This is a genomic window from Curtobacterium sp. TC1 (assembly GCF_019844075.1).
Taxonomy (GTDB): domain Bacteria; phylum Actinomycetota; class Actinomycetes; order Actinomycetales; family Microbacteriaceae; genus Curtobacterium.
On sequence record NZ_CP081964.1, the window covers coordinates 1,755,553 to 1,775,104 of the forward strand.

Genomic DNA, 19,552 nt, shown 5'->3' on the forward strand with positions numbered 1-19,552 from the left:
GCGCGCGCACGCCGTGCGTTGGTGTCAGCATGAACGACTCCGTGAAGGTCGATGTCTGGTCGGACATCGCCTGCCCCTGGTGCTACATCGGCAAGCGCAAGTTCGAGGCCGGCGTGGCCGCCTTCGGCGCCTCGTCGGACTCCCTGCCGGTCGAGGTCGAGTACCACTCCTTCGAGCTGAGCCCCGACACCCCCGTCGACTTCGAGGGCACCGAGGCCGAGTTCCTGTCGAACCACAAGGGCATGCCCGTCGAGCAGGCGCAGCAGATGCTCGACCAGGTCACCGGCATCGCCGCGAGCGTCGGGCTCGACTACGACTTCGAGGCGATGCACCACACCAACACGGTGAAGGCGCACCAGGTCATCCACCTCGCCAAGCAGCACGGCAAGCAGCTCGACATGGTCGAGCGCCTGTTCACCGCCTACTTCGAACGCGGTGAACACGTCGGCGACGAGGCGACGCTGGCGGACCTGGCCGCCGAGATCGGGCTCGACCGCGACGAGGTCCTCGCGACGCTCCGCGACGACGCACAGCTCGCCGCCGTCCGCGCCGACCAGGCCCAGGCGCAGGCCTTCGGCATCAACGGCGTTCCCTTCTTCGTCATCGACGGCAAGTACGGGGTCTCCGGCGCGCAGGACCCGGCCGCGTTCGAGCAGGTGCTGACGCAGGTCGTCGCGCTGCGCGGGACGACTCCGGACGAGGTCGCCTCGGCGACCGAACGCGCTGCGGACGACGCGAGCGCCGACGTGGCGGCGACCCGATGACGGACATGACCATCAGCGACCAGGGCGCGGTGCGCCTCCAGGCCGTGACGTCCGTGCCGTCCGTGCCGGACGCGCTCACCGGCCTGGAGGCGCGCCCCACCCTGCTGACGCTCGTCACGCCCGGCGGGGCGCCGGTCTGCGAAGGCGATGCGTGCCTGATCGACGCCGGCTCGTTCGCCGGCGCCGAGGGTGACTGGTCCGAGGTGCCGGACTGACCGCTCGGTCAGTCGCGCGTCGCGCGCTGCTGGTCCCGCGCCCCGGTGCGGTCGTCGCGCCCCGACTCTGCGGGGCGCGACGACCGCACGGGGGCGCAATCCGTCGGTCGCGCGTCGCGCTGCTGCCGACGCGATCAGTCGCGCTGCGGTTCCTCGTCGGTGATGTCGGCGACCGTCGCACCGTACGCGGCGACGAGGTCGTCGGCGTCGACGAAGGCGCTCGCTCCGTGGCGACCGGCGCCGAGGGCGACCCGTCGACCGACGATCCGTTCGTCGGCGTAGACGGGCAGGGCACCGGTCGCTCCGATGGGGGTGATGGTGCCGCGTTCGTAGCCGGACGCCTGGAGCGCGGTCGCCGCGTCGGGCATCGAGAGCTTGTTCACGCCGACCACGGTGCGGAGCTTCTTCCACGCGATGCTCCGACCGCCCGGCACGAGCGCGAGCAGGAAGCCGCCGTCGTGGCGCTTCACGACGAGCGTCTTGACGATGTCGCCGGGATCGATGCCGAGCAGCTCGGCGGCCTGCTGCAGGGAGTCCGCAGCGGGGCGTTCGACGACCTCGACCGTGAGGCCGCGGGCCGCTGCGTCGGTGTCGAACCGGGTGCTGGCGTCGATCGTCATGTGGAGAACGCTACCGCCGGGCACCGACGTGGGAGGATGGAGCAGGTATGACGATCACACAAGCCCCAGCACGCCCTCTGCGCATCGGCCCGATCGAGGTCGACGTGCCGGTCGTGCTCGCGCCGATGGCGGGCATCACGAACATGGCGTACCGCCGGCTCTGCCGCGAGTACGGCGCCGGTCTCTACGTGTGCGAGATGATCACCTCGCGCGCGCTGGTCGAACGCACCCCCGTGTCGATGCAGCTCATCCAGCACCACGAGTCCGAGACCCCGCGGTCGATCCAGCTGTACGGCGTCGAGCCGAACACCGTGGCCGAGGCGGCATCGATCCTGGTGGGCGAGGACCGCGCCGACCACATCGACCTGAACTTCGGCTGCCCGGTGCCCAAGGTCACGCGCAAGGGCGGCGGCGCGGCACTGCCCTGGAAGCTCGAGCTGTTCCGCGAACTCGTCACGAAGACCGTCCGCGCGGCGGGCGACGTGCCCGTCACCGTGAAGATGCGCAAGGGCATCGACGAGGACCACCTCACCTACCTGGACGCCGCACGCATCGCGCGGGACGCCGGCGTCGCCGCGGTCTCGCTGCACGCGCGCACGGCGAACGAGCACTACTCCGGTCACGCCGACTGGTCCGCGATCGCGACGCTGAAGGAAGCCGTCACGGACATCCCGATCCTCGGCAACGGGGACATCTGGTCCGCGGCCGACGCGCTGCGGATGGTCGACGAGACCGGCGCCGACGGCGTCGTCGTCGGGCGCGGGTGCCTCGGGCGTCCGTGGCTGTTCGGCGACCTGGCAGCGGCGTTCCGCGGCGAGGGGCTGCGGTACATGCCGTCGCTCGGCGAGGTCGCGGACGGCTTCCGCCGGCACGCCGAACTGCTCGTCGAGTTCTTCGGGTCCGAAGAGCACGGCTGCCGCGACGTCCGCAAGCACGTGGCCTGGTACTTCAAGGGGTACCCGATCGGCAGCGACGTGCGGTCCGGCCTCGCGATGGCGTCGAGCCTGCAGGAGATCGACGACCTGCTCGGGCAGCTCGACCACGACGCGCCGTACCCCGGGGCCGACGCCGAGGGGCCCCGCGGCCGCTCCGGCAACCCGAAGCGCACCGCCCTGCCCGACCGCTGGCTCGAGTCCCGCGACGTCGACAGCGAGTTCCGCAAGGTCCTCGCCGCCGCCGAGCTGCACCACAGCGGCGGATGAGCGCCACCGCCTCGTACGGTCCGGCCGACGCCGAGCGCTGGCTGCCGGAAGAGCACGGCAACCGCAGGTCGGACTTCGCCCGCGACCGCGCACGGCTGCTGCACTCGAGCGCGCTCCGACGCCTCGCCGCCAAGACCCAGGTGCTCAGCCCGACGACCGGACTCGACTTCGCCCGGAACCGCCTGACGCACTCGCTCGAGGTGGCGCAGGTCGGTCGTGAACTCGCGGACTCGCTCGGCCTCGACCCCGACGTCGTGGACACCGCGTGCCTGGCGCACGACATCGGCCACCCGCCGTTCGGTCACAACGGCGAGACCGCCGTCAACGCCTGGGCCGCCGGCATCGGTGGCTTCGAGGGCAACGCGCAGACGCTGCGGCTGCTCACCCGGCTCGAACCGAAGGTCTACGGGCTGCGGCCGGGCGCCGACGCCGGCGCTGCCGGGGGCGGGGACCGTCCGTTCGGGCTGAACCTGACCCGGGCCTCGCTCGACGCCAGCTGCAAGTACCCGTGGCCAGCGGCGCAGGGCGTCTCCGAGTCGTCATCGGGCCGGACCAAGTTCGGCTTCTACGACGACGACCACGATGCCTTCGAGTGGCTCCGCGCCGGGGCGCCCCGGCGCCAGCGGTGCATCGAGGCGCAGGTCATGGACCTGTCGGACGACATCGCCTACTCGGTGCACGACTTCGAGGACGCCGTCGTCGCCGGGTTCATCGACGTCGCGGCCCTCGGTGACCGCGTCGGCGAGAACGACATCGTCACCGCGATGCACGCGTGGGTGGGCGACGACCTGAGCCGCGAGGAACTACTCGAGGCGTTCGACCGCCTCCGGGCGCTGCCGCTCTGGATGACCTCGTACGACGGCTCCCGCCGCGACGCGGCGCACCTCAAGAACCTGACCTCGCAGCTGATCGGACGCTTCGCGCGGACGGCGACGGCCGCGACACGCGAGTCCTACGCCTCCGGGTCCCTCGTCCGGTTCGCGGCCTCGGTCGTGACACCGCCCGAGATCATCGGGGAGATCGCGGTGCTCAAGGGCATCGTCGCGGCGTTCGTGATGACCCAGGGCGACCGGCAGCCCGTGTACGAGGACCAGCGGCGGATCCTGACGGAGCTGCTCGATGCCCTGGCCGCGTCCGGGCCGTCGGACCTCGAACCCGGCTTCGCGGCCGACTGGCGTGCGGCGACCGACGACGACGGACGACTCCGTGCCGTGGTCGACCAGGTCGCCAGGTTGACGGACCAGGGCGCGATCGCCTGGCACCGGCGGTTGGTGGTCGGCGAGCGGGAAGCGGTCCACATCCCGGTGTGAGCGGGGGCGTCGGTGGCTCGTCCACGTCCCGGTGTGAGCGGGGGCGTCGGTGGCTCGTCCACATCTCGGGGCCGCGGTCGGCCGAGGTCGGTGCCACGAACTAGGATCAGAGGGTGGCTGGCAGGATCGCGCGGAACGACATCGACGAGGTCCGCTCGCGTGTCAACATCGCCGACGTCGTCGGCGACTACGTCACGCTGAAGAACGCGGGCGTCGGCTCGATGAAGGGGCTCTGCCCCTTCCATGACGAACGCTCCCCGTCGTTCCACGTCCGGCCCCAGGTGGGCCGGTACCACTGCTTCGGCTGCGGTGAGGACGGCGACGTCTTCAGCTTCATCATGGCGCAGGACCACACCACCTTCGCCGAGGCCGTCGAGCGCATGGCCGCGAAGATCGGCTTCACCCTGCACTACGAAGAGGGCGACGGGCCGCGCACCGACTACAACACCCGCGCCCGGTTGATCGCCGCCAACGAAGCCGCGCTCGAGTACTACACGGCGCAGCTCACCACCGCCGCGGCCGACCCCGCACGGCGGTTCCTGGGGGAGCGCGGGTTCGACCCCTCGGCGGCGCAGCACTTCGGTGTCGGCTTCGCGCCGAAGTCGTACGACATGCTCAAGGACCACCTGCGCGGTCGGGGCTTCACCCTCGAGGAACTCACCTCGGCCGGGCTCGTCAGCCAGGGCGACCGGTCGCCGTACGACCGGTTCCGCGGGCGCCTGATGTGGCCCATCCGCGACGTCACCGGGGCGACGATCGGGTTCGGTGCCCGGCGCCTGCTCGACGACGACAAGGGCCCGAAGTACCTCAACACGCCCGAGACCCCGATCTACCACAAGAGCCAGGTGCTCTACGGGCTCGACCTGGCCCGCCGCGACATCTCGAAGCAGAAGCAGGTCGTGATCGTCGAGGGCTACACCGACGTCATGGCCTGCCACGTCGCCGGCATCACCACCGCGGTCGCCACGTGCGGCACCTCGTTCGGCGTCGACCACATCAAGGTGCTGCGCCCGATGCTCGGCGACCTGGCCGGGGCCGACCCGAACGCCAACGGCGAGGTCGTCTTCACGTTCGACCCGGACGAGGCCGGGCAGCGAGCCGCCTCTCGCGCCTTCGCCGAGGAGCAGCGGTTCGCCGCGCAGACCTTCGTCGCCGTGGCGCCCGGCGGCCTCGACCCGTGCGATCTCCGCCTCGCCCGCGGTGACGACGCCATCCGCCGCCTCATCACCAACAAGCGTCCGATGTTCGAGTTCATGATCCGCCGCACGTTGGAGGGCCACGACCTCGAGACGGTCGAGGGTCGCGTCGGTGCACTCCGCGCAGCCGCCCCCGTGCTCGCCGGCATCCGCGACCGATCGCTCACCCAGGGCTACGTCCGTGAGCTCGCCGGGTGGCTCGGGATGGACATGCCCGAGGTCCGCCGAGCGGTCGAGACCGCGCGTCGGCGCGCGGGGTCGACGGACGATCGGTCAGGAGGCCCGGGGCGCGACGGTCGCGCCGGTCACGCCACCGACGGGGCCGGTGTGGTCGAGGAGCCCGTCGCCGGGATCCGCTCGCTACCGAACGACCCGATCAGCCGCATGGAGCGCGACGCCGTGATGGCGATGGTGCAGCAGCCGACCTCCGTCGGGGCGCCGTTGCTCGGGCTCGCCGCGTCCGCAACGTTCTCGGCACCGATGCTCGCCGTCGTGCGGGACGCGGTGGTCGCCAACGTCGACGTCATCGGGGCGGGGGACTGGCTCGACCGGTTGCTCGCCGACGTGCCGACGCCGCTGCGCACCCTGACGCACGAACTGGCCCTCGCGCCGATCCCCGCGCGGAACGCCGAGGACCTCGCCGCGTACTGCCGGAGCATCGTCGTCGCCCTGGTCGAGCGGGACCTGCTCGCCCGCAAGGCCTCGCTGCTCGGACAGCTGCAGCGCGCGGACCCGCACGAGCAAGCCGAGCGTCGCGCCGAGATCCAGCGGCAGCTCGTGGACATCGACGCGCAGCGGATGCGGTTGCGCGCCGACGCCGAGGCGTCCTAGCCCCCGAGCCGCCCGCCCGAGCCCGCCAGAGCGCCTGGGTGTCCGGGTGCCCGACCGTGTGCGGTTCGTCCAGGTTCCGAAATCTGCACATCTGGCCGCACTCGAGCGGCCGTTTGTGGAACCTCGGCGGGCACGATTGCCGAGGCGACGTGACCGCACGACGTGACTGAGGCCGTGCGGCGCGACCACGTCGGCGAGGTGACGGCCGCTGCGGAGGTGTGACGGGCCTCCCGGTCGGCATGCCGAGGTTCCACAACACGCCGCGTGCGCTCCGCCGAGGTTCCGATGCCGGGCCGAACGAGCGTCGAGATGCCGAGATTTCGGAACCTCGGCTGCCGGAGGCGGCGCTCGGGCGGCGCGTTGCACGGCGCAACTTTCGTGTGCGGCGCGCCGGGTCGATGCGCACGAATGATGCATCACGCGACGGGTGCGTGCATTACAGCGGTGTAAACAAATCGCTCCCGGTTCGATCTGTTCCGTGACAGGGTGATACCAATGAGCGTTCCTGGCCGGGCACACAGACGTTCCACCCGCCGGTCAGGACACTTGCACCCATCTTCAAGAGAGGCATCGAACATGGCATCCGTGTTCAAGAAGCACACAGCCACGTGGGGCAGGCGCGGCATCGCGCTCGGCGCCGGAGCAGCAGCGACGGCGCTGGTGCTGACCGGCTGCGCGAGCAGCAGCGTGAGCGACACCGAGCTGAACGGCCTGAGCATCGGGACGACGGACAAGGTCACGTCCCTCGACCCGGCCGGTTCCTACGACAACGGCTCCTTCGCCGTGCAGAACCAGGTCTTCCCGTTCCTGATGAACACGCCCGTCGGCAGCCCGGACGTCGAGCCGGACATCGCGACGAAGGCGGAGTTCACGGACCCGACCACGTACGAGGTCACCCTCAAGGACGGCCTCGAGTTCGCGAACGGCAACAAGCTCACCTCGAGCGACGTGAAGTTCTCGTTCGACCGCGAGCTCAAGATCAACAACGAGAACGGTCCGCAGTCGCTGCTGGCCAACCTCAGGAGCATCGACACCCCGGACGACACGACCGTGGTGTTCCACCTCGACCACGCCGACCAGACCTGGCCGCAGGTGCTCTCGAGCCCCGCCGGTCCGATCGTCGACGAGGACGTCTTCAGCCCGACGGAGCTCACCAGCGCCGCCGACATCGTCAAGGGCAAGGCGTTCGCCGGGCAGTACCAGATCAGCTCCTACAAGGAGAACCAGCTGGTCCAGTACAAGACGAACCCGAAGTACGACGGCCTGCTCGGCAAGGCGAAGACCGACGAGGTGACGGCCAACTACTTCACGAAGGAGACCGACCTCAAGCTCGCCGTGCAGAAGGGCGACGTCGACGTGGCGTACCGCTCGCTGACGCCGACCGACATCTCGGACCTGCGCAAGGACGACGACCTCAAGGTCACCGACGGCCCCGGCGGCGAGATCCGCTACGTGGTCTTCAACTTCAAGACGCAGCCGTTCGGCACCGGTCAGGACGACGCCGACGAGGCGAAGGCCCTCGCCGTGCGCCAGGCCGCCGCTGACGTGGTCGACCGCGCCGCCCTGGCGAAGGAGGTCTACAACGACACCTTCACGCCGCTGTACTCGATGGTGCCGGACGGCCTCACCGGTGCGGTCCAGCCGTTCAAGGACATGTACGGCGACGGCGACGGCGGCCCCGACGTCGACAAGGCGAAGAAGACCCTCGCCGACGCCGGTGTCTCCGGCAAGGTGCAGCTCGACATCCAGTACGCGCCCGACCACTACGGTTCGGCCTCGGACGACGAGTACGCGCTGCTCAAGACGCAGCTCGAGGACTCGGGGCTGTTCACCGTCAACATCCAGTCGACGGTCTACACGACCTACGCGCAGGAGCGCACGAAGGACGCGTACCCGGAGTACCAGCTCGGTTGGTTCCCGGACTTCTCCGACGCCGACAACTACCTGTCGCCGTTCTTCACCAAGGAGAACTTCGTCCAGAACCACTACGACGACTCGGTCATCCAGGACCTCATCGCGAAGGAGCAGGCGGAGTCCGACCCCGACAAGCGTGCCGACCTGATCGAGCAGGCCCAGGAGCGCGAGGCATCGCAGATCTCGACGCTGCCCCTGCTGCAGGGCAAGTCCGTCGCCGTCGCCGGCAAGGACGTCAAGGGCCTGACCCTCGACGCCTCGTTCAAGTTCCGGTACGCCACCCTCAGCAAGTAGCACCACGCCCCTCGCGCAGGCCGCGGGCGTTCCCACGAGGAACGCCCGCGGCCTGCGCACCGGCATGAAAGGCACCCCTCCCCGTGACCCTGAGCACCCCTGAGGCGACCCAGGACGTGAACGGCACCGATCCGACCAAGCCACAGGCACAACGCCGTGCCAAGAGCAGTGGCGGCGGACTCGGCCGGTACATCCTCGTCAGGTTCCTCCTCATCATCCCGACCGTCTTCATCCTGGTGACGCTCGTCTTCTTCCTGATGCGCGTCATCGGCAACCCGATCACCGCGTCGGTCGGCGGCCGGCTCACGCCGACGCAGCTGCAGGAACGCCTGCACGCCGCCGGGTACGACCGTCCCGTGCTCGTGCAGTACTTCGAGTACCTCGGCAACATCCTGCGTGGTGACTTCGGCAACGCGTCGACGGACAACCGGCCGATCACCGAGATCATCCTGCAGTACGGCGGCGCGACCGCCGAGCTGGTGTTCTACGCCCTCGTCGTCGCACTCGTGCTCGGCATCCCGCTCGGCATGCTGGCCGCGTACACGCGCGACAAGTGGCCCGACGTGCTGCTCCGTGCCCTCGCGATCCTGACCTACGCGACCCCGGTCTTCTTCGGCGGTCTGCTGCTCAAGCTCGTCTTCTCGGTGTGGCTCGGCTGGCTGCCCCTCGGCGACCGCGCATCGACCCGAGTGGAGCTCATCCTCGACGGCATCCCCGGCGCAAGCGGCATCTACATCATCGATGCGCTGCGGACCGGCAACGCGGCGGTCATCGGCGACGTCCTGCAGCATGCCGTCCTGCCGGCGCTGACCCTCGGACTGCTGACCGCCGGCATCTTCCTGCGCCTGGTGCGCGCGAACATGATCGGGTCGCTCGGCTCCGAGTACGTCGACGCGGCGCGCTCCCGCGGTGTCCGCGAGTCGCGGCTCGTCCGGACCCATGCATTCCGCCCCGCGCTCGTGCCGATCATCACCGTGATGGGCCTGCAGATCGCGATGCTGCTGGGCGGCTCCGTCCTGACCGAGACCACCTTCGGGTGGCGCGGCCTGGGCTTCGAGCTGAACCAGTACCTGTCGGCCCGTGACTTCGTCGCCGTGCAGGGCATCGTCGCGATGCTGGCGGTGATCGTCGCGGTGACCAACTTCATCGTCGACGTCGTCGCCGCCCTGATCGACCCGAGAGTGAGGTTCTGACGATGGCCGACACCACCCTCGTCGACCGCCACGAGCCGCTCTGGAAGCGGCTGCCCGTGGTGGTCCAGCTCCGCAAGAGCACCGGCTGGCAGCGCGCCATGCTCATCGTCGGCGTGGTCATCTGCGCCCTGTACCTGCTCGTCGCGGTGTTCGCGCCGCTCCTGGCCCCGTACGGCTTCGGCCAGCTGCAGGGCGCGGACGGCGAGAGCTTCCCGCGCACCGGCGCTCCGAGCGCCGAGCACATCTGGGGTACCACCGTCGGCGGGTTCGACGTGTTCAGCCGGGTCGTCTACGGCGCCCGCACCGCGGTCCTCGTCGTGATCGTCGCGGTCGTCGTGTCGATCATCGTCGGCGTCCTGCTCGGCCTGGTCTCCGGTTACCTGGGTGGCTGGCTCGACCGGGTCCTGGTCGTGGTCGCCGACGCGATCTACGCCTTCCCCTCGCTGCTGCTCGCGATCGTCGTGTCGATCGTGATCTCCGGCGGCAACTCGAGCTACTCGGGCGGCATCATCGCGGCGGCGATCTCGATCACCGTCGTCTACGTGCCGCAGTACTTCCGGGTGGTCCGTGCCGAGGCCGTGCGCCTGAAGAACGACGCGTTCGTCGAGTCGGCGCGCGTGATGGGCACGAACCCGTGGCGCATCATGATCCGGCACGTGCTGCGGAACTCGACGCGGTCCCTGCCGCTCATCCTGACGCTGAACGCCAGCGACGCGATCCTGACCCTGGCCGGCCTCGGCTTCCTCGGGTTCGGCATCGGTCCGACGTCCGGCGCCGAGTGGGGCTACGACCTCAGCCGCGCGCTGTCCGACGTCGCGAGCGGCGTCTGGTGGACCGGCGTCTACCCGGGTGTCGCGATCGTGGTGCTCGTCCTCGGGGTGACGTTCATCGGCGAGAGCCTCAACGACATCTCCGACCCCCGTCTGCGTGCGCGCCGACGGCTGAAGCAGCTGGTGTCCACGCGCGACGCGCGCAACACGGCCACCGCGGATGGAGCGGGCGCATGACGACCGACACCGAGAACGCACCCGTCGTCGTCGTCGACGACCTGACCGTCACCTTCGCCACCGACGGCGGCGCCGTCGACGCGGTCAAGGGCGTCAGCCTCGACGTTCGTCCCGGCGAGGTCCTCGCCCTGGTCGGCGAGTCCGGCTCCGGCAAGTCCGTCACCGCTCGCGCGATGCTCCGGTTGATGCCGGAGACGGCGACGCTCGGCGGCGCGGTGCTGCTCGACGGCACCGACGTGGTGAGCGTGGGCGCGCAGAAGCTCCGCGGCCTGCGGGGGACCGCCGGGGCGATGGTCTTCCAGGAGCCGTCGACCGCCCTCAACCCGGTGTTCACCGTCGGGTGGCAGATCGCCGAGGGGCTCCGCGCCCACGGCGGGATGTCGAAGAAGGAGGCACGGGCGAAGGCGATCGACTACCTCGGTCGCGTCGGCATCCCCGACCCCGAGACCCGCGTCGACCACTACCCGCACCAGTTCTCCGGTGGGCAGAAGCAGCGTGTGGTCATCGCGAGTGCGCTCGCGCTCGAGCCGAGCGTCATCATCGCCGACGAGCCGACCACGGCGCTCGACGTGACGGTGCAGGCCGAGATCCTCGACCTGCTCCGCCGGTGCCGCGACGAGTTCGGCACGGCGATCGTGATCATCACCCACAACATGGGCGTGGTGGCCGACCTCGCCGACCGCGTCGCCGTGATGTACCAGGGCGAGATCGTGGAGGAGGCGTCGGCGACGGACCTCTTCGCGCGGCCGCAGGCCGACTACACGAAGCGGCTCCTCGCCGCGGTGCCCCGGCTCGAGGCGTCGACGGGGACTGCCCGCCGTGCCGCGATCACCGAGGACGTCACCCCGCTGGTCGAGGCGAAGGGGCTCGAGATCGAGTACCCGGGCCGCCTCGGTTCGCCCGCGTTCAAGGCCGTGAAGGGCGTCGACCTGGCGATCCGTCCCGGCGAGGTCCTCGGGCTGGTGGGCGAGTCCGGTTCCGGCAAGACCACGATCGGGCGCGCGATGGCCGGCCTGACGAAGGTCACCGGCGGGTCCCTGAAGGTCCTCGGTGCGGAGATGCTCGGCTACCGCGAGCGGGACTTCAAGCACCTGCGGAAGGACATCGGGTTCGTGTTCCAGGACCCGGCGACCTCGTTCAACCCGCTGCTCACGATCGCCGAGTGCGTCGCCGAGCCGCTGGTCGTCCACAAGGAGGTGTCGAGCCCCCGTGCGGCCCGCCAGCGCGTCGACGAGCTCCTCGAGGCGGTCCAGCTGCCGAAGGCGTACGGCGACCGCTATCCGCACGAGCTCTCCGGCGGCCAGCGTCAGCGCGCTTCGCTCGCCCGGTCGCTCGCGCTCCGGCCGAAGCTGCTCATCGCCGACGAGCCGACGAGCGCGCTCGACGTGTCGGTGCAGGCGCGCGTGCTGGAGCTCTTCCTCGAGCTCCAGCAGGACCTGGGCTTCGCGTCGCTGTTCATCAGCCACGACCTGGCGGTCGTGGGCGCGCTGTCCGACCGGATCGCCGTGCTCTACCGCGGGGACCTGGTCGAGGTGGGGACGACGGCGCAGGTCCTCGGCGCCCCGCAGCACCCGTACACGCAGCGCCTGCTGGCGTCGCTCCCGGTGCCGGACCCTGCGGAGCAGGCCGAGCGACGGCGTACGCTGGAGCAACTGGAGAACGCCGGGTCCTGACCCGACGTGACCCGCCCAGGAGGCCCGACCTGCGTCGTCGACGCAGGTCGGGCCTCCTGGGCGGTCGCCTCCACAGCTGTACGCACGACGGTCCTGCCAGCGCGGTCCGTCGCGAACCGCCGCCAGGGGGCGGCGTGGAAGGGGACCCATGATCGCGGTCAACGGACCGGCGGTCGTCGCGGACGACGTGTCGATCGAGTACCGGGGCGGACGGGGGTCCGAGTCGATCCGAGCGGTCGACGGGGTCAGCCTGACCGTGCGGCAGGGCGAGATCCTCGCGCTGCTCGGTGAGTCGGGGTCCGGCAAGTCGACCTTCGCCGCCGCGATCGCGGGCCAGCTCGGGTCGCACGGCGAGGGCGACGGTGCGCTCCGTCGCCACATCGTCGGAGGCGAACTCACCGTCCTCGGCCAGAAGACCCGCGGTCTGCGCGGCTCGTCACGGAAGCTCGAGCGGTTGAGCGGACGCATCGGCTACCTGCCGCAGGACGGCGCCGACCGGCTCAGCCCGGACCTCACCGTCGGCGAGGCCATCGCCGAACCGATCTACCAGCGCGACCGCCGCTTCGACCGCAAGGAAGCGGGCCTGATCGTCGCCCGACTGGTCGACGCCGTGCACCTGCCGCTCGGCGTGATGCGCCTGAACACGTGGGAGCTGTCCAGCGGGCAGCGGCAGCGCGTCGCCCTGGCGCGGGCCCTCGTGCTCGAACCCCAGCTCCTGGTCGCCGACGAGCCCGCCCGCGGTGTCGACGTGCTCGTGCGCCAGTCGGTGCTCGAGGCACTGGCGACCCTGCAGCGCAACCGGCAGTTCTCCGCCGTCGTGGTGTCCAGCGACCTGCGCGAAGCGGGTGCTCTGGCGGACCGCGTCGCCGTGATGGCCGACGCCCGGCTGGTCGGCCTCGGCACCTTCGACGAGGTCCTCGACAACCCCGTCGACCCTTACGTGAAGACCCTGGCCGCGACCGCGGCCCGCGGCGTCAAGCGACGTCCGGCACCCACCGCCCCGCGCCGCTCGACGGCGCCGCGCCGACCGGTCGCCGCCGGCACCGGCCTCCGCACGGACCGACAGGAGAACCCGTGAGCACCGCCACCCGAGGCCACCGCGCCGTCGTCCCGACCTCCGGCGCACCGTTGCCGATCGACGCGCCGCAGTCCGGTCCCGTCGCCGTGCTGCCGGAACCGACCGACCTGCACGTCACCGCGGTGACCGAGGCCGGCGGGACCGTCGCGCCACTCGACGCCCAGACCCGCGGGCTCGTCTGGCTGGACCCCCGCGACCCGTCCGGGCTCGCCGACGCGCTCGACGCCGCTCCGGGTGTCGGCTGGGTGCAGTTGCCCTTCGCCGGGGTCGACGCCTTCGCGCACCTCATCCAGGAGCACGGGGACCGCGTGCTCTTCACCTCGGCGAAGGGCGCGTACGCCGAACCCGTCGCCGAGCACGCCCTGGCGCTGACCCTCGGGACGCTGCGGGTGCTGCCGAAGCGTGCCCGTGCGTCCTCGTGGGTCACCGAGCCCGAGGGTGTGTCGCTGTACGGCCGCAACGTCGTCGTCATCGGTGCGGGCGGGATCGCGCTCGAGTACATCCGCCTGCTCGCCCCGTTCGACGTCGACGTCACCGTGGTGCGTCGCTCGGCCGACACGGTGGACGGCGCCTCCCGCACCGTCACGACCGACCAGCTCGACGCGGTCCTGCCCGACGCCGACGTCGTGATGATCGCCGCCGCCATGACCTCGGGCACCGCGAAGCTGTTCGGCGCGCGGCAGTTCGCGATCATGAAGCCGTCCGCCCGGCTCGTGAACATCGCCCGCGGGGGACTCGTCGATACCGACGCCCTGGTCGACGCCCTGCGAACGGGTGCGATCGCCGGCGCGGGGCTCGACGTCACCGACCCCGAGCCGCTGCCCGACGGCCACCCGCTGTGGTCCGAGCCCGGCGCGGTCATCACGCCGCACCAGGCGGACACCCCGGAGATGGTCGCGCCGCTGCTCGCCGAGCGTGTGCGGCTCAACACCACGGCGTTCCTCGACGGCAGCGGCGAGGGGTTCGTCGGCGTCGTCGATCCGGTTGCCGGGTACTGAGGAACAGCGCTGCACCGGGGTGCGCGTCGCGGCGCGCCCGGGCGGCGTGTCCGATGCGGTGAGTGGCCCCGCGGTGCTGCTATGCTGTTACCCGTTGTTCGCACGACATTCGCCAGCGGACAGTGATCCTCGATAGCTCAATTGGCAGAGCAGCCGGCTGTTAACCGGCAGGTTGTTGGTTCGAGTCCAACTCGGGGAGCGTCTGGCCCGGATCCTCACGGATCCGGGCCGTTTGCGTTTCCGGGGCGTTTGTGTTCCAGGGGCGGTGCCCACGGCCGCCCGTCGCGCGGGCGCGTCGGTCAGGACGCGGGGGTGTCCGGCTCGATGCGGAGCGTGCCGTCACGGTTGTTGTCGTCGATCGTGCCGGTCTTGGTCACGTAGACGTCGAGGTAGTCGAGCCGGAAGTGGTCGAGCTGGTCGGCGTACTCGGACAGGAACTCCGTGACCTGGTGCGGCATGGCGCGGCGGTCGTCGTGCCCGACGACGATCGCGTCGAAGGGTCCGTACTGCGGCTTCTGCGTGCCACGCTCGGGCAGGTAGATCCGCCAGGTGTTCGCGCTGAACCGTGCGAACAGCACGCCCTCGGAGTCCTTGCCGCGCACCTGGAGCGCGTCGGAGAGCAGTGCGATGCCGCTCGGACGGGACTGCGCCACCGCGACGCCGAGTCGTACCGCCGGCACGAGCAACGACGCCACGAGCACCGTGGCCACGATGCGACCGACGGGCGGGCGCACCGCGGCCAGCCGGGCGTACCCGATCGCCGCGAGCGCGACGATGAGTGGCATCCACGCGTCGTAGTAGTAGGGGAGCGAGACGTTCGCGACGATGACGTAGAAGACGAGGAAGACGCCGAGCGCGATGCCGAGGAACGCGACGAGCCGGTCCGGCCGGATCGCGAACGCGCAGACGACGCCGACGAGCAGCACCGAGAGCAGCAACCAGCCGGTGCCGGCCGCCAGGAACGCGAAGTTCGCCCACCACGGGGCCGCGGGGTAGATCGTGCCGAGGATCGTCGTCGGGTGTCCGTGCGCGTTCTGCTGCGCCTGGAACTTCAGCATGTGCCCGATGGCGGTGAACAGCCCCACCGGAAGGTACAGCAGCACGAAGACGACCACGAACGCGCCGCCGCCGAACAGCGCACCGACGCCCAGGTCGCGCCAGCGCCGGAACAGCAGCGGCAACGCGCCGATCGCGAGCACGAGCACCGCGGTCGAGACCTTCGACGTCACCGACATCGCGAGCAGCGCACCCGCGGCCGCGATCCACCAGCGGTTGCCGGTGCGCATCCAGGTCCAGGCGGCCGCGAGCGAGGCGACCGCGAAGAAGACCATCAGGGGCTCGAGCATCGCGAAGCGGTCGATCCGCGCGCCGATGACCGAGCCGGCCTCGGCCCAGCTCGCGCCGGACCCGCGCGGCGTCAGCCACCACGCGCCGGCGGCGAGGAGCCCCGTCCAGAAGCCGACCTCGCGCCGCAACCAGACGAGCAGGACCACGCCGGTGCCGAGCATCGCGGCCGCGGCGACCAGGCGGGGCCCGAGCGGTCCCTGCCCGACGACGAGCTGCGCGATGCCGTACAGGTACTTCGCCGTCGGCGGGTGCTCGAGGTTGAGCGAGAAGTTGCCGTGCACGGAGGCCCAGCTCGCCCGCAGGTAGACGAACTCGTCGTTGACGATGGTCGGGCGGCCGAGGTGCCAGACGGCGACGAACAGGGCAGCCGCGGCGACGACCACGAGGGCGGCGACGCGGACGGGGCGGGAGTGCAGGCGGGGGATGAGGACCTCCAGGGCGGGGCGTGCCCGACCATCATCGCAGGAGCGGCCGTGCGGGTCCTGCCGGGCAGTTGCTGTTAGCGTTCACAGGTGCACCGATCCCGTCCGCCCCGCGCCGCGCTCCTCGGCGTGCTGCTCGCGGTCGTGGTCGCGCCGGTGCTGGTCGGGTGCAGCGGTGCCGGACCGGACACCGATTCGTCCGAGGAACCCACGAGTTCGGAGACCGGGCTCGGGTCGGGTGCCTCGCCGGTCGTGTTCGCGTTCGTGTGCGACGACGGCGACCCCGAGACCTACACGACGTACTCCGCGGTGTGGGAGGACGAACGGACCTCGTGCACCGCGAAGCGGCTCACGGGCTCGGTGCCGTCGGCGCAGCAGCAGGCCGCGGTCGACGCGGCCCGCGGTGACGCGACGCTCGTCGAGCTCGCGAGCACGTGCGCCGTGACCGGGACGGACCCGTGGACGTCGGCCGTGGCCGACGACGGCGCCGCGCACGTCGCCGCAGGGCTCCTGCAGTACTGCCCCGGGCACCCGGAGACCGACCACCTGCGCGACGCGCTGTCGACGTACCGGAGCTGAGCCGGGCCTCCTGGCCGTCAGCCCTCGGGGTGGTCGCGACCCGGCAGCCACGACTGGCCGGGGCCGCCCCAGCTGTTCTTGCGGATCGCCTTGGCGACCTGCTTGCCGTAGGGGTGCACCAGGCGGTCGGCGTAGAGCCAGCCGTCCAGGTGGTCGTACTCGTGCTGGAAGACACGCGCGAGCCAGCCGTCGGCGCGGACCTCGAACGGTTCGCCGTGCTCGTCGAACGCGCGGAGCAGCGCGCTGCCGGAGCGTCGGAGCGGGAAGCGCTCGCCCGGCACGGACAGGCAGCCCTCGGACTCGTCGTCCTCGTCGAGCTCGTCGACCGACTCGGGGACCGGCGGGCTGATCCACAGGACGGGGTTCACGGCGGCACCACGGTGCAGCACCTCGTCGTCGTCGGTGTACGAGTACACGAACAGGCGCTTGCCGACGCCGACCTGGGGTCCGGCCAGCCCGACGCCCGGGGCGAGGTCCATGGTCTCGAACATGTCGGCGACGAGCGAACGGAGGTCGTCATCGAACTCGGTGACCTCGGCTGCACGCTCGTGCAGGACGGGTTCGCCGGTGATGCGGATCGGGAGAACGGCCATTCACCCAGGTTATCCGGCGCGGAACGGTAGCCTCGACGCGTGACGACGGACCTCCAGCTGCCGGACGCAGTGAGCAACCTCACGCCGTTCCAGGCGCTCATGATCCCGGTCGCGCTGATCGGAGCGGTGTTCCTGTCCCTCGGTGCGCAGTTCCAGAGTCGCGGCGTGCAGCGGGTCGAGGCACGGCTCGGCCGGCAGTCGAAGGGGCTGAGCGTCCGGCACGTGGTCGGCCTGCTCTCGAGCGGCTCCTGGGTGCTCGGCACGCTGATGCTCGGCATCGCGGTCGTCCTGCAGCTGGTGAGCATCACCTTCGCGCCCCTGATCGTGGTGCAGCCCCTCGGCGCCGTCGCGCTCGTGATCACGACGTGGTTCTCGTCCCGCGCGTCGGGCGTGCCGCTGGGCCGTCGCGCGCGGCGCGCGGTGTGGACCTGCATCATCGGTGTCGCGATCTTCGTCGGCATCGCGGCCTTCGTCGGGCACGAGAGCGCCATCACCCGCCAGCAGCTCGTGACCGTCCTGGTGATCCTGGCCGTGGTGCTCGTCCTGGTGCTCGTGTCGTTCCGGCTCGTGGCCAAGCACAAGAGCGCGCTCTACTACATCGTCGGCGCCGGCGTCCTGTACGGCTTCGTGGCGACGTTGGCGAAGGTCGTGCTGAACCGGTTCGTGAACGGCACGTTCGACTGGTTGACGGTGCTCGCGATCGTCGGGGTGGTCGTGGCGGCATCGCTCGGCGGGTACTTCGTGCAGAACGCGTACTCGAGCGGCTCGGCCGACCTGGTGATCGCGGGGTTGACGGTCATCGACCCGATCGTCGCGGTCGGGATCGGCGTCATCGTCCTCGACGAGGCGTCCGGGGCACCGTGGGGTGCGGTCGCCGGGTTCGTGGTCGCGGCCGGCATCGCCATCACCGGGGTGTTCCTGCTCGCCAAGCACCACCCGCAGACCCGCGCTTGACCACGGTCGCACCGCGGCGCGGCGGCGACGACCCGGTCACCCCGGGGGACCACGGGGTCCTCCGCGCGGCTGACGCGGCAGCGGAACCAGGTGCGGTACCGTCGCAGTCCGACCAGCAATCGCCCACGAGAGGACGACGCCCGCCGTGTCAGGAGACGTCACCACCGCCACCGCCGAACCGACGGGTGCGACGGGCGGGCACCGACCGTTGCGCGTCCTGATCGCCGCGGACACCTTCCCGCCGGACGTCAACGGCGCCGCCACCTTCGCCGAGCAGCTCGCCGTCGGCCTGGCCGAGCGCGGGCACGAGGTCCACGTCGTCGCCCCGGCGTCGAGCCGCCAGTACGGCACCTTCGACGAAGAGCACCAGGGCGTGACCCTCGTCGTGCACCGCCTGAAGTCGTACAAGTGGCCCCTGCACGCCTGGCTCCGCTTCGTGTGGCCGTGGAGCGTCAGGAAGTGGACCGGCCCGATCCTCGACGCCGTCAAGCCGGACGTCCTGCACATCCAGTCCCACGTCGTCATCGGCCGCGGCATCGTCCCCGAGGCGAACGCGCGCGGCATCCGGGTCGTCGCGACGAACCACTTCATGCCGGAGAACCTGCTCGAGTACACCCCGTTCGGCAAGTGGACGCTGCCGCTCGCGCTGAAGATCGCGTGGAGCGACGCCGCGAAGACCTACCGGCTCGCGGACACCATCACGACGCCGACCAACCTGGCCGCCGACTACCTGCGGAAGGCCATCGCCGGGCAGCGCGTGCTCGCCATCTCGTGCGGTATCGACGCGTCCCGCTACGTCGCACGCGAGGGTCGACCGGCGAACAACGACATCGTGTTCGTCGGCCGGGTCGCGCCGGAGAAGAACCTCGACGTCCTGGTCCGCGCCGTAGCCCTGCTGCCCGGTTCGCTGGCGGCGACCCTGACGATCGTCGGCGACGGTGAGATGATCCCGAAGCTCACCGCCCTGGCGAAGGAGCTCGGGCTCGAGGACCGCGTCCGGTTCCTCGGGTTCGTGTCGGACGAGGCCAAGCGCACCGCCCTGACGAACGGCACCGTGTTCGCGATGCCCTCGACCGCCGAGCTGCAGAGCATCTCCTCGCTCGAGGCGATGGCGTCCGGACTGCCGGTCGTCGCCGCGGACTCGATGGCGTTGCCCCACCTGATCGACGGCAACGGGTACCTGTTCGTCCCGGGCGACGAGCACGACCTCGCCGCCAAGCTCGAGGCCGTGCTCACGGCCCCCGAAGCGGAGTACACGGCGATGCGGCAGCGCAGTACGGCCATGATCGAGGCACACGACATCAACCGCACGCTCTCGACGTTCGAGGCGCTGTATCGTGGGGAACCGGTGGCCTGAGGGTC

Annotated in this window: 17 protein-coding genes, 1 tRNA gene and 1 pseudogene; 16 read left to right on the forward strand and 3 right to left on the reverse strand. The window is 70.9% G+C overall.

The window, feature by feature from the left end; all coding sequences use genetic code 11:
• Positions 1-29: 29 nt before the first annotated feature.
• Positions 30-764 (forward strand): DsbA family protein, encoded by a 735-nt coding sequence (locus KZI27_RS09405; RefSeq protein WP_123312886.1) that lies wholly within the window; start codon positions 30-32, stop codon positions 762-764.
• 5 nt (positions 765-769) lie between these two features.
• The gene (locus KZI27_RS09410; protein ID WP_222660824.1) at positions 770-979 is read left to right on the forward strand and encodes a hypothetical protein; all 210 of its coding nucleotides are present in this window, start codon (positions 770-772) and stop codon (positions 977-979) included.
• Positions 980-1,113: 134 nt separating this feature from the next.
• On the opposite strand, the gene KZI27_RS09415 is transcribed toward KZI27_RS09410, so the two are convergent.
• Complete coding sequence (locus tag KZI27_RS09415) at positions 1,114-1,599, reverse strand: aminoacyl-tRNA deacylase (RefSeq protein ID WP_222660826.1); 486 nt, start codon at positions 1,597-1,599, stop codon at positions 1,114-1,116.
• A 47-nt stretch (positions 1,600-1,646) separates the two neighbouring features.
• Between KZI27_RS09415 and dusB the strand changes: the two genes are divergently transcribed.
• The 11 genes and pseudogenes from dusB to KZI27_RS09465 all read left to right on the forward strand — a co-directional run bounded on the left by dusB (position 1,647) and on the right by KZI27_RS09465 (position 14,494).
• Complete coding sequence (gene dusB, locus KZI27_RS09420; RefSeq protein ID WP_222660828.1) at positions 1,647-2,801, forward strand: tRNA dihydrouridine synthase DusB; 1,155 nt, start codon at positions 1,647-1,649, stop codon at positions 2,799-2,801.
• Positions 2,798-4,111 (forward strand): deoxyguanosinetriphosphate triphosphohydrolase, encoded by a 1,314-nt coding sequence (locus tag KZI27_RS09425; RefSeq protein ID WP_222660830.1) that lies wholly within the window; start codon positions 2,798-2,800, stop codon positions 4,109-4,111. Before dusB ends, KZI27_RS09425 begins: the two co-directional genes overlap by 4 nt.
• Before the next feature lie 113 nt (positions 4,112-4,224).
• Positions 4,225-6,138, forward strand: coding sequence for a DNA primase (dnaG, locus tag KZI27_RS09430; protein ID WP_222660832.1), 1,914 nt, complete (start codon positions 4,225-4,227; stop codon positions 6,136-6,138).
• A gap of 576 nt (positions 6,139-6,714) precedes the next feature.
• Positions 6,715-8,346: an ABC transporter substrate-binding protein gene (locus KZI27_RS09435; RefSeq protein WP_222660834.1), complete on the forward strand. Its 1,632-nt coding sequence runs from the start codon at positions 6,715-6,717 to the stop codon at positions 8,344-8,346.
• 116 nt (positions 8,347-8,462) lie between these two features.
• Positions 8,463-8,738: pseudogene (locus tag KZI27_RS20460) on the forward strand (ABC transporter permease); the annotation flags it as partial.
• Positions 8,739-8,852: 114 nt separating this feature from the next.
• Positions 8,853-9,539: an ABC transporter permease gene (locus KZI27_RS20465; protein WP_402725871.1), complete on the forward strand. Its 687-nt coding sequence runs from the start codon at positions 8,853-8,855 to the stop codon at positions 9,537-9,539.
• A gap of 2 nt (positions 9,540-9,541) precedes the next feature.
• On the forward strand, positions 9,542-10,546 hold the full coding sequence (locus KZI27_RS09445; protein ID WP_123312879.1) for an ABC transporter permease: 1,005 nt from the start codon (positions 9,542-9,544) through the stop codon (positions 10,544-10,546).
• On the forward strand, positions 10,543-12,219 hold the full coding sequence (locus tag KZI27_RS09450) for an ABC transporter ATP-binding protein (protein ID WP_222660835.1): 1,677 nt from the start codon (positions 10,543-10,545) through the stop codon (positions 12,217-12,219). The genes KZI27_RS09445 and KZI27_RS09450 overlap by 4 nt, the downstream gene beginning before the upstream one ends.
• 148 nt (positions 12,220-12,367) lie before the next feature.
• The gene (locus KZI27_RS09455; RefSeq protein ID WP_222660837.1) at positions 12,368-13,297 is read left to right on the forward strand and encodes an ATP-binding cassette domain-containing protein; all 930 of its coding nucleotides are present in this window, start codon (positions 12,368-12,370) and stop codon (positions 13,295-13,297) included.
• Positions 13,294-14,295: a D-isomer specific 2-hydroxyacid dehydrogenase family protein gene (locus KZI27_RS09460; protein WP_261784199.1), complete on the forward strand. Its 1,002-nt coding sequence runs from the start codon at positions 13,294-13,296 to the stop codon at positions 14,293-14,295. Before KZI27_RS09455 ends, KZI27_RS09460 begins: the two co-directional genes overlap by 4 nt.
• 126 nt (positions 14,296-14,421) lie before the next feature.
• Positions 14,422-14,494: transfer RNA gene (locus tag KZI27_RS09465), tRNA-Asn, on the forward strand.
• A gap of 100 nt (positions 14,495-14,594) precedes the next feature.
• Here KZI27_RS09465 and KZI27_RS09470 read toward each other — a convergent pair.
• On the reverse strand, positions 14,595-16,025 hold the full coding sequence (locus tag KZI27_RS09470; RefSeq protein WP_222660839.1) for an ArnT family glycosyltransferase: 1,431 nt from the start codon (positions 16,023-16,025) through the stop codon (positions 14,595-14,597).
• 129 nt (positions 16,026-16,154) lie between these two features.
• Between KZI27_RS09470 and KZI27_RS09475 the strand changes: the two genes are divergently transcribed.
• Entirely contained in the window at positions 16,155-16,643 is a 489-nt protein-coding gene (locus tag KZI27_RS09475; RefSeq protein WP_123312875.1) for a hypothetical protein, read from the forward strand.
• A gap of 17 nt (positions 16,644-16,660) precedes the next feature.
• On the opposite strand, the gene def is transcribed toward KZI27_RS09475, so the two are convergent.
• Positions 16,661-17,236 carry a peptide deformylase gene (gene def, locus KZI27_RS09480; protein WP_123312874.1) on the reverse strand — a complete coding sequence of 192 codons (576 nt, stop codon included), beginning with the start codon at positions 17,234-17,236 and terminating at the stop codon, positions 16,661-16,663.
• Between the two features lie 39 nt (positions 17,237-17,275).
• Between def and KZI27_RS09485 the strand changes: the two genes are divergently transcribed.
• Together KZI27_RS09485 and KZI27_RS09490 are read left to right on the forward strand one after the other, a co-directional pair.
• Positions 17,276-18,190 carry a DMT family transporter gene (locus KZI27_RS09485; RefSeq protein ID WP_222660841.1) on the forward strand — a complete coding sequence of 305 codons (915 nt, stop codon included), beginning with the start codon at positions 17,276-17,278 and terminating at the stop codon, positions 18,188-18,190.
• Between the two features lie 145 nt (positions 18,191-18,335).
• Positions 18,336-19,547: a glycosyltransferase gene (locus KZI27_RS09490; protein WP_222660843.1), complete on the forward strand. Its 1,212-nt coding sequence runs from the start codon at positions 18,336-18,338 to the stop codon at positions 19,545-19,547.
• The last annotated feature ends 5 nt before the right edge of the window (positions 19,548-19,552 follow it).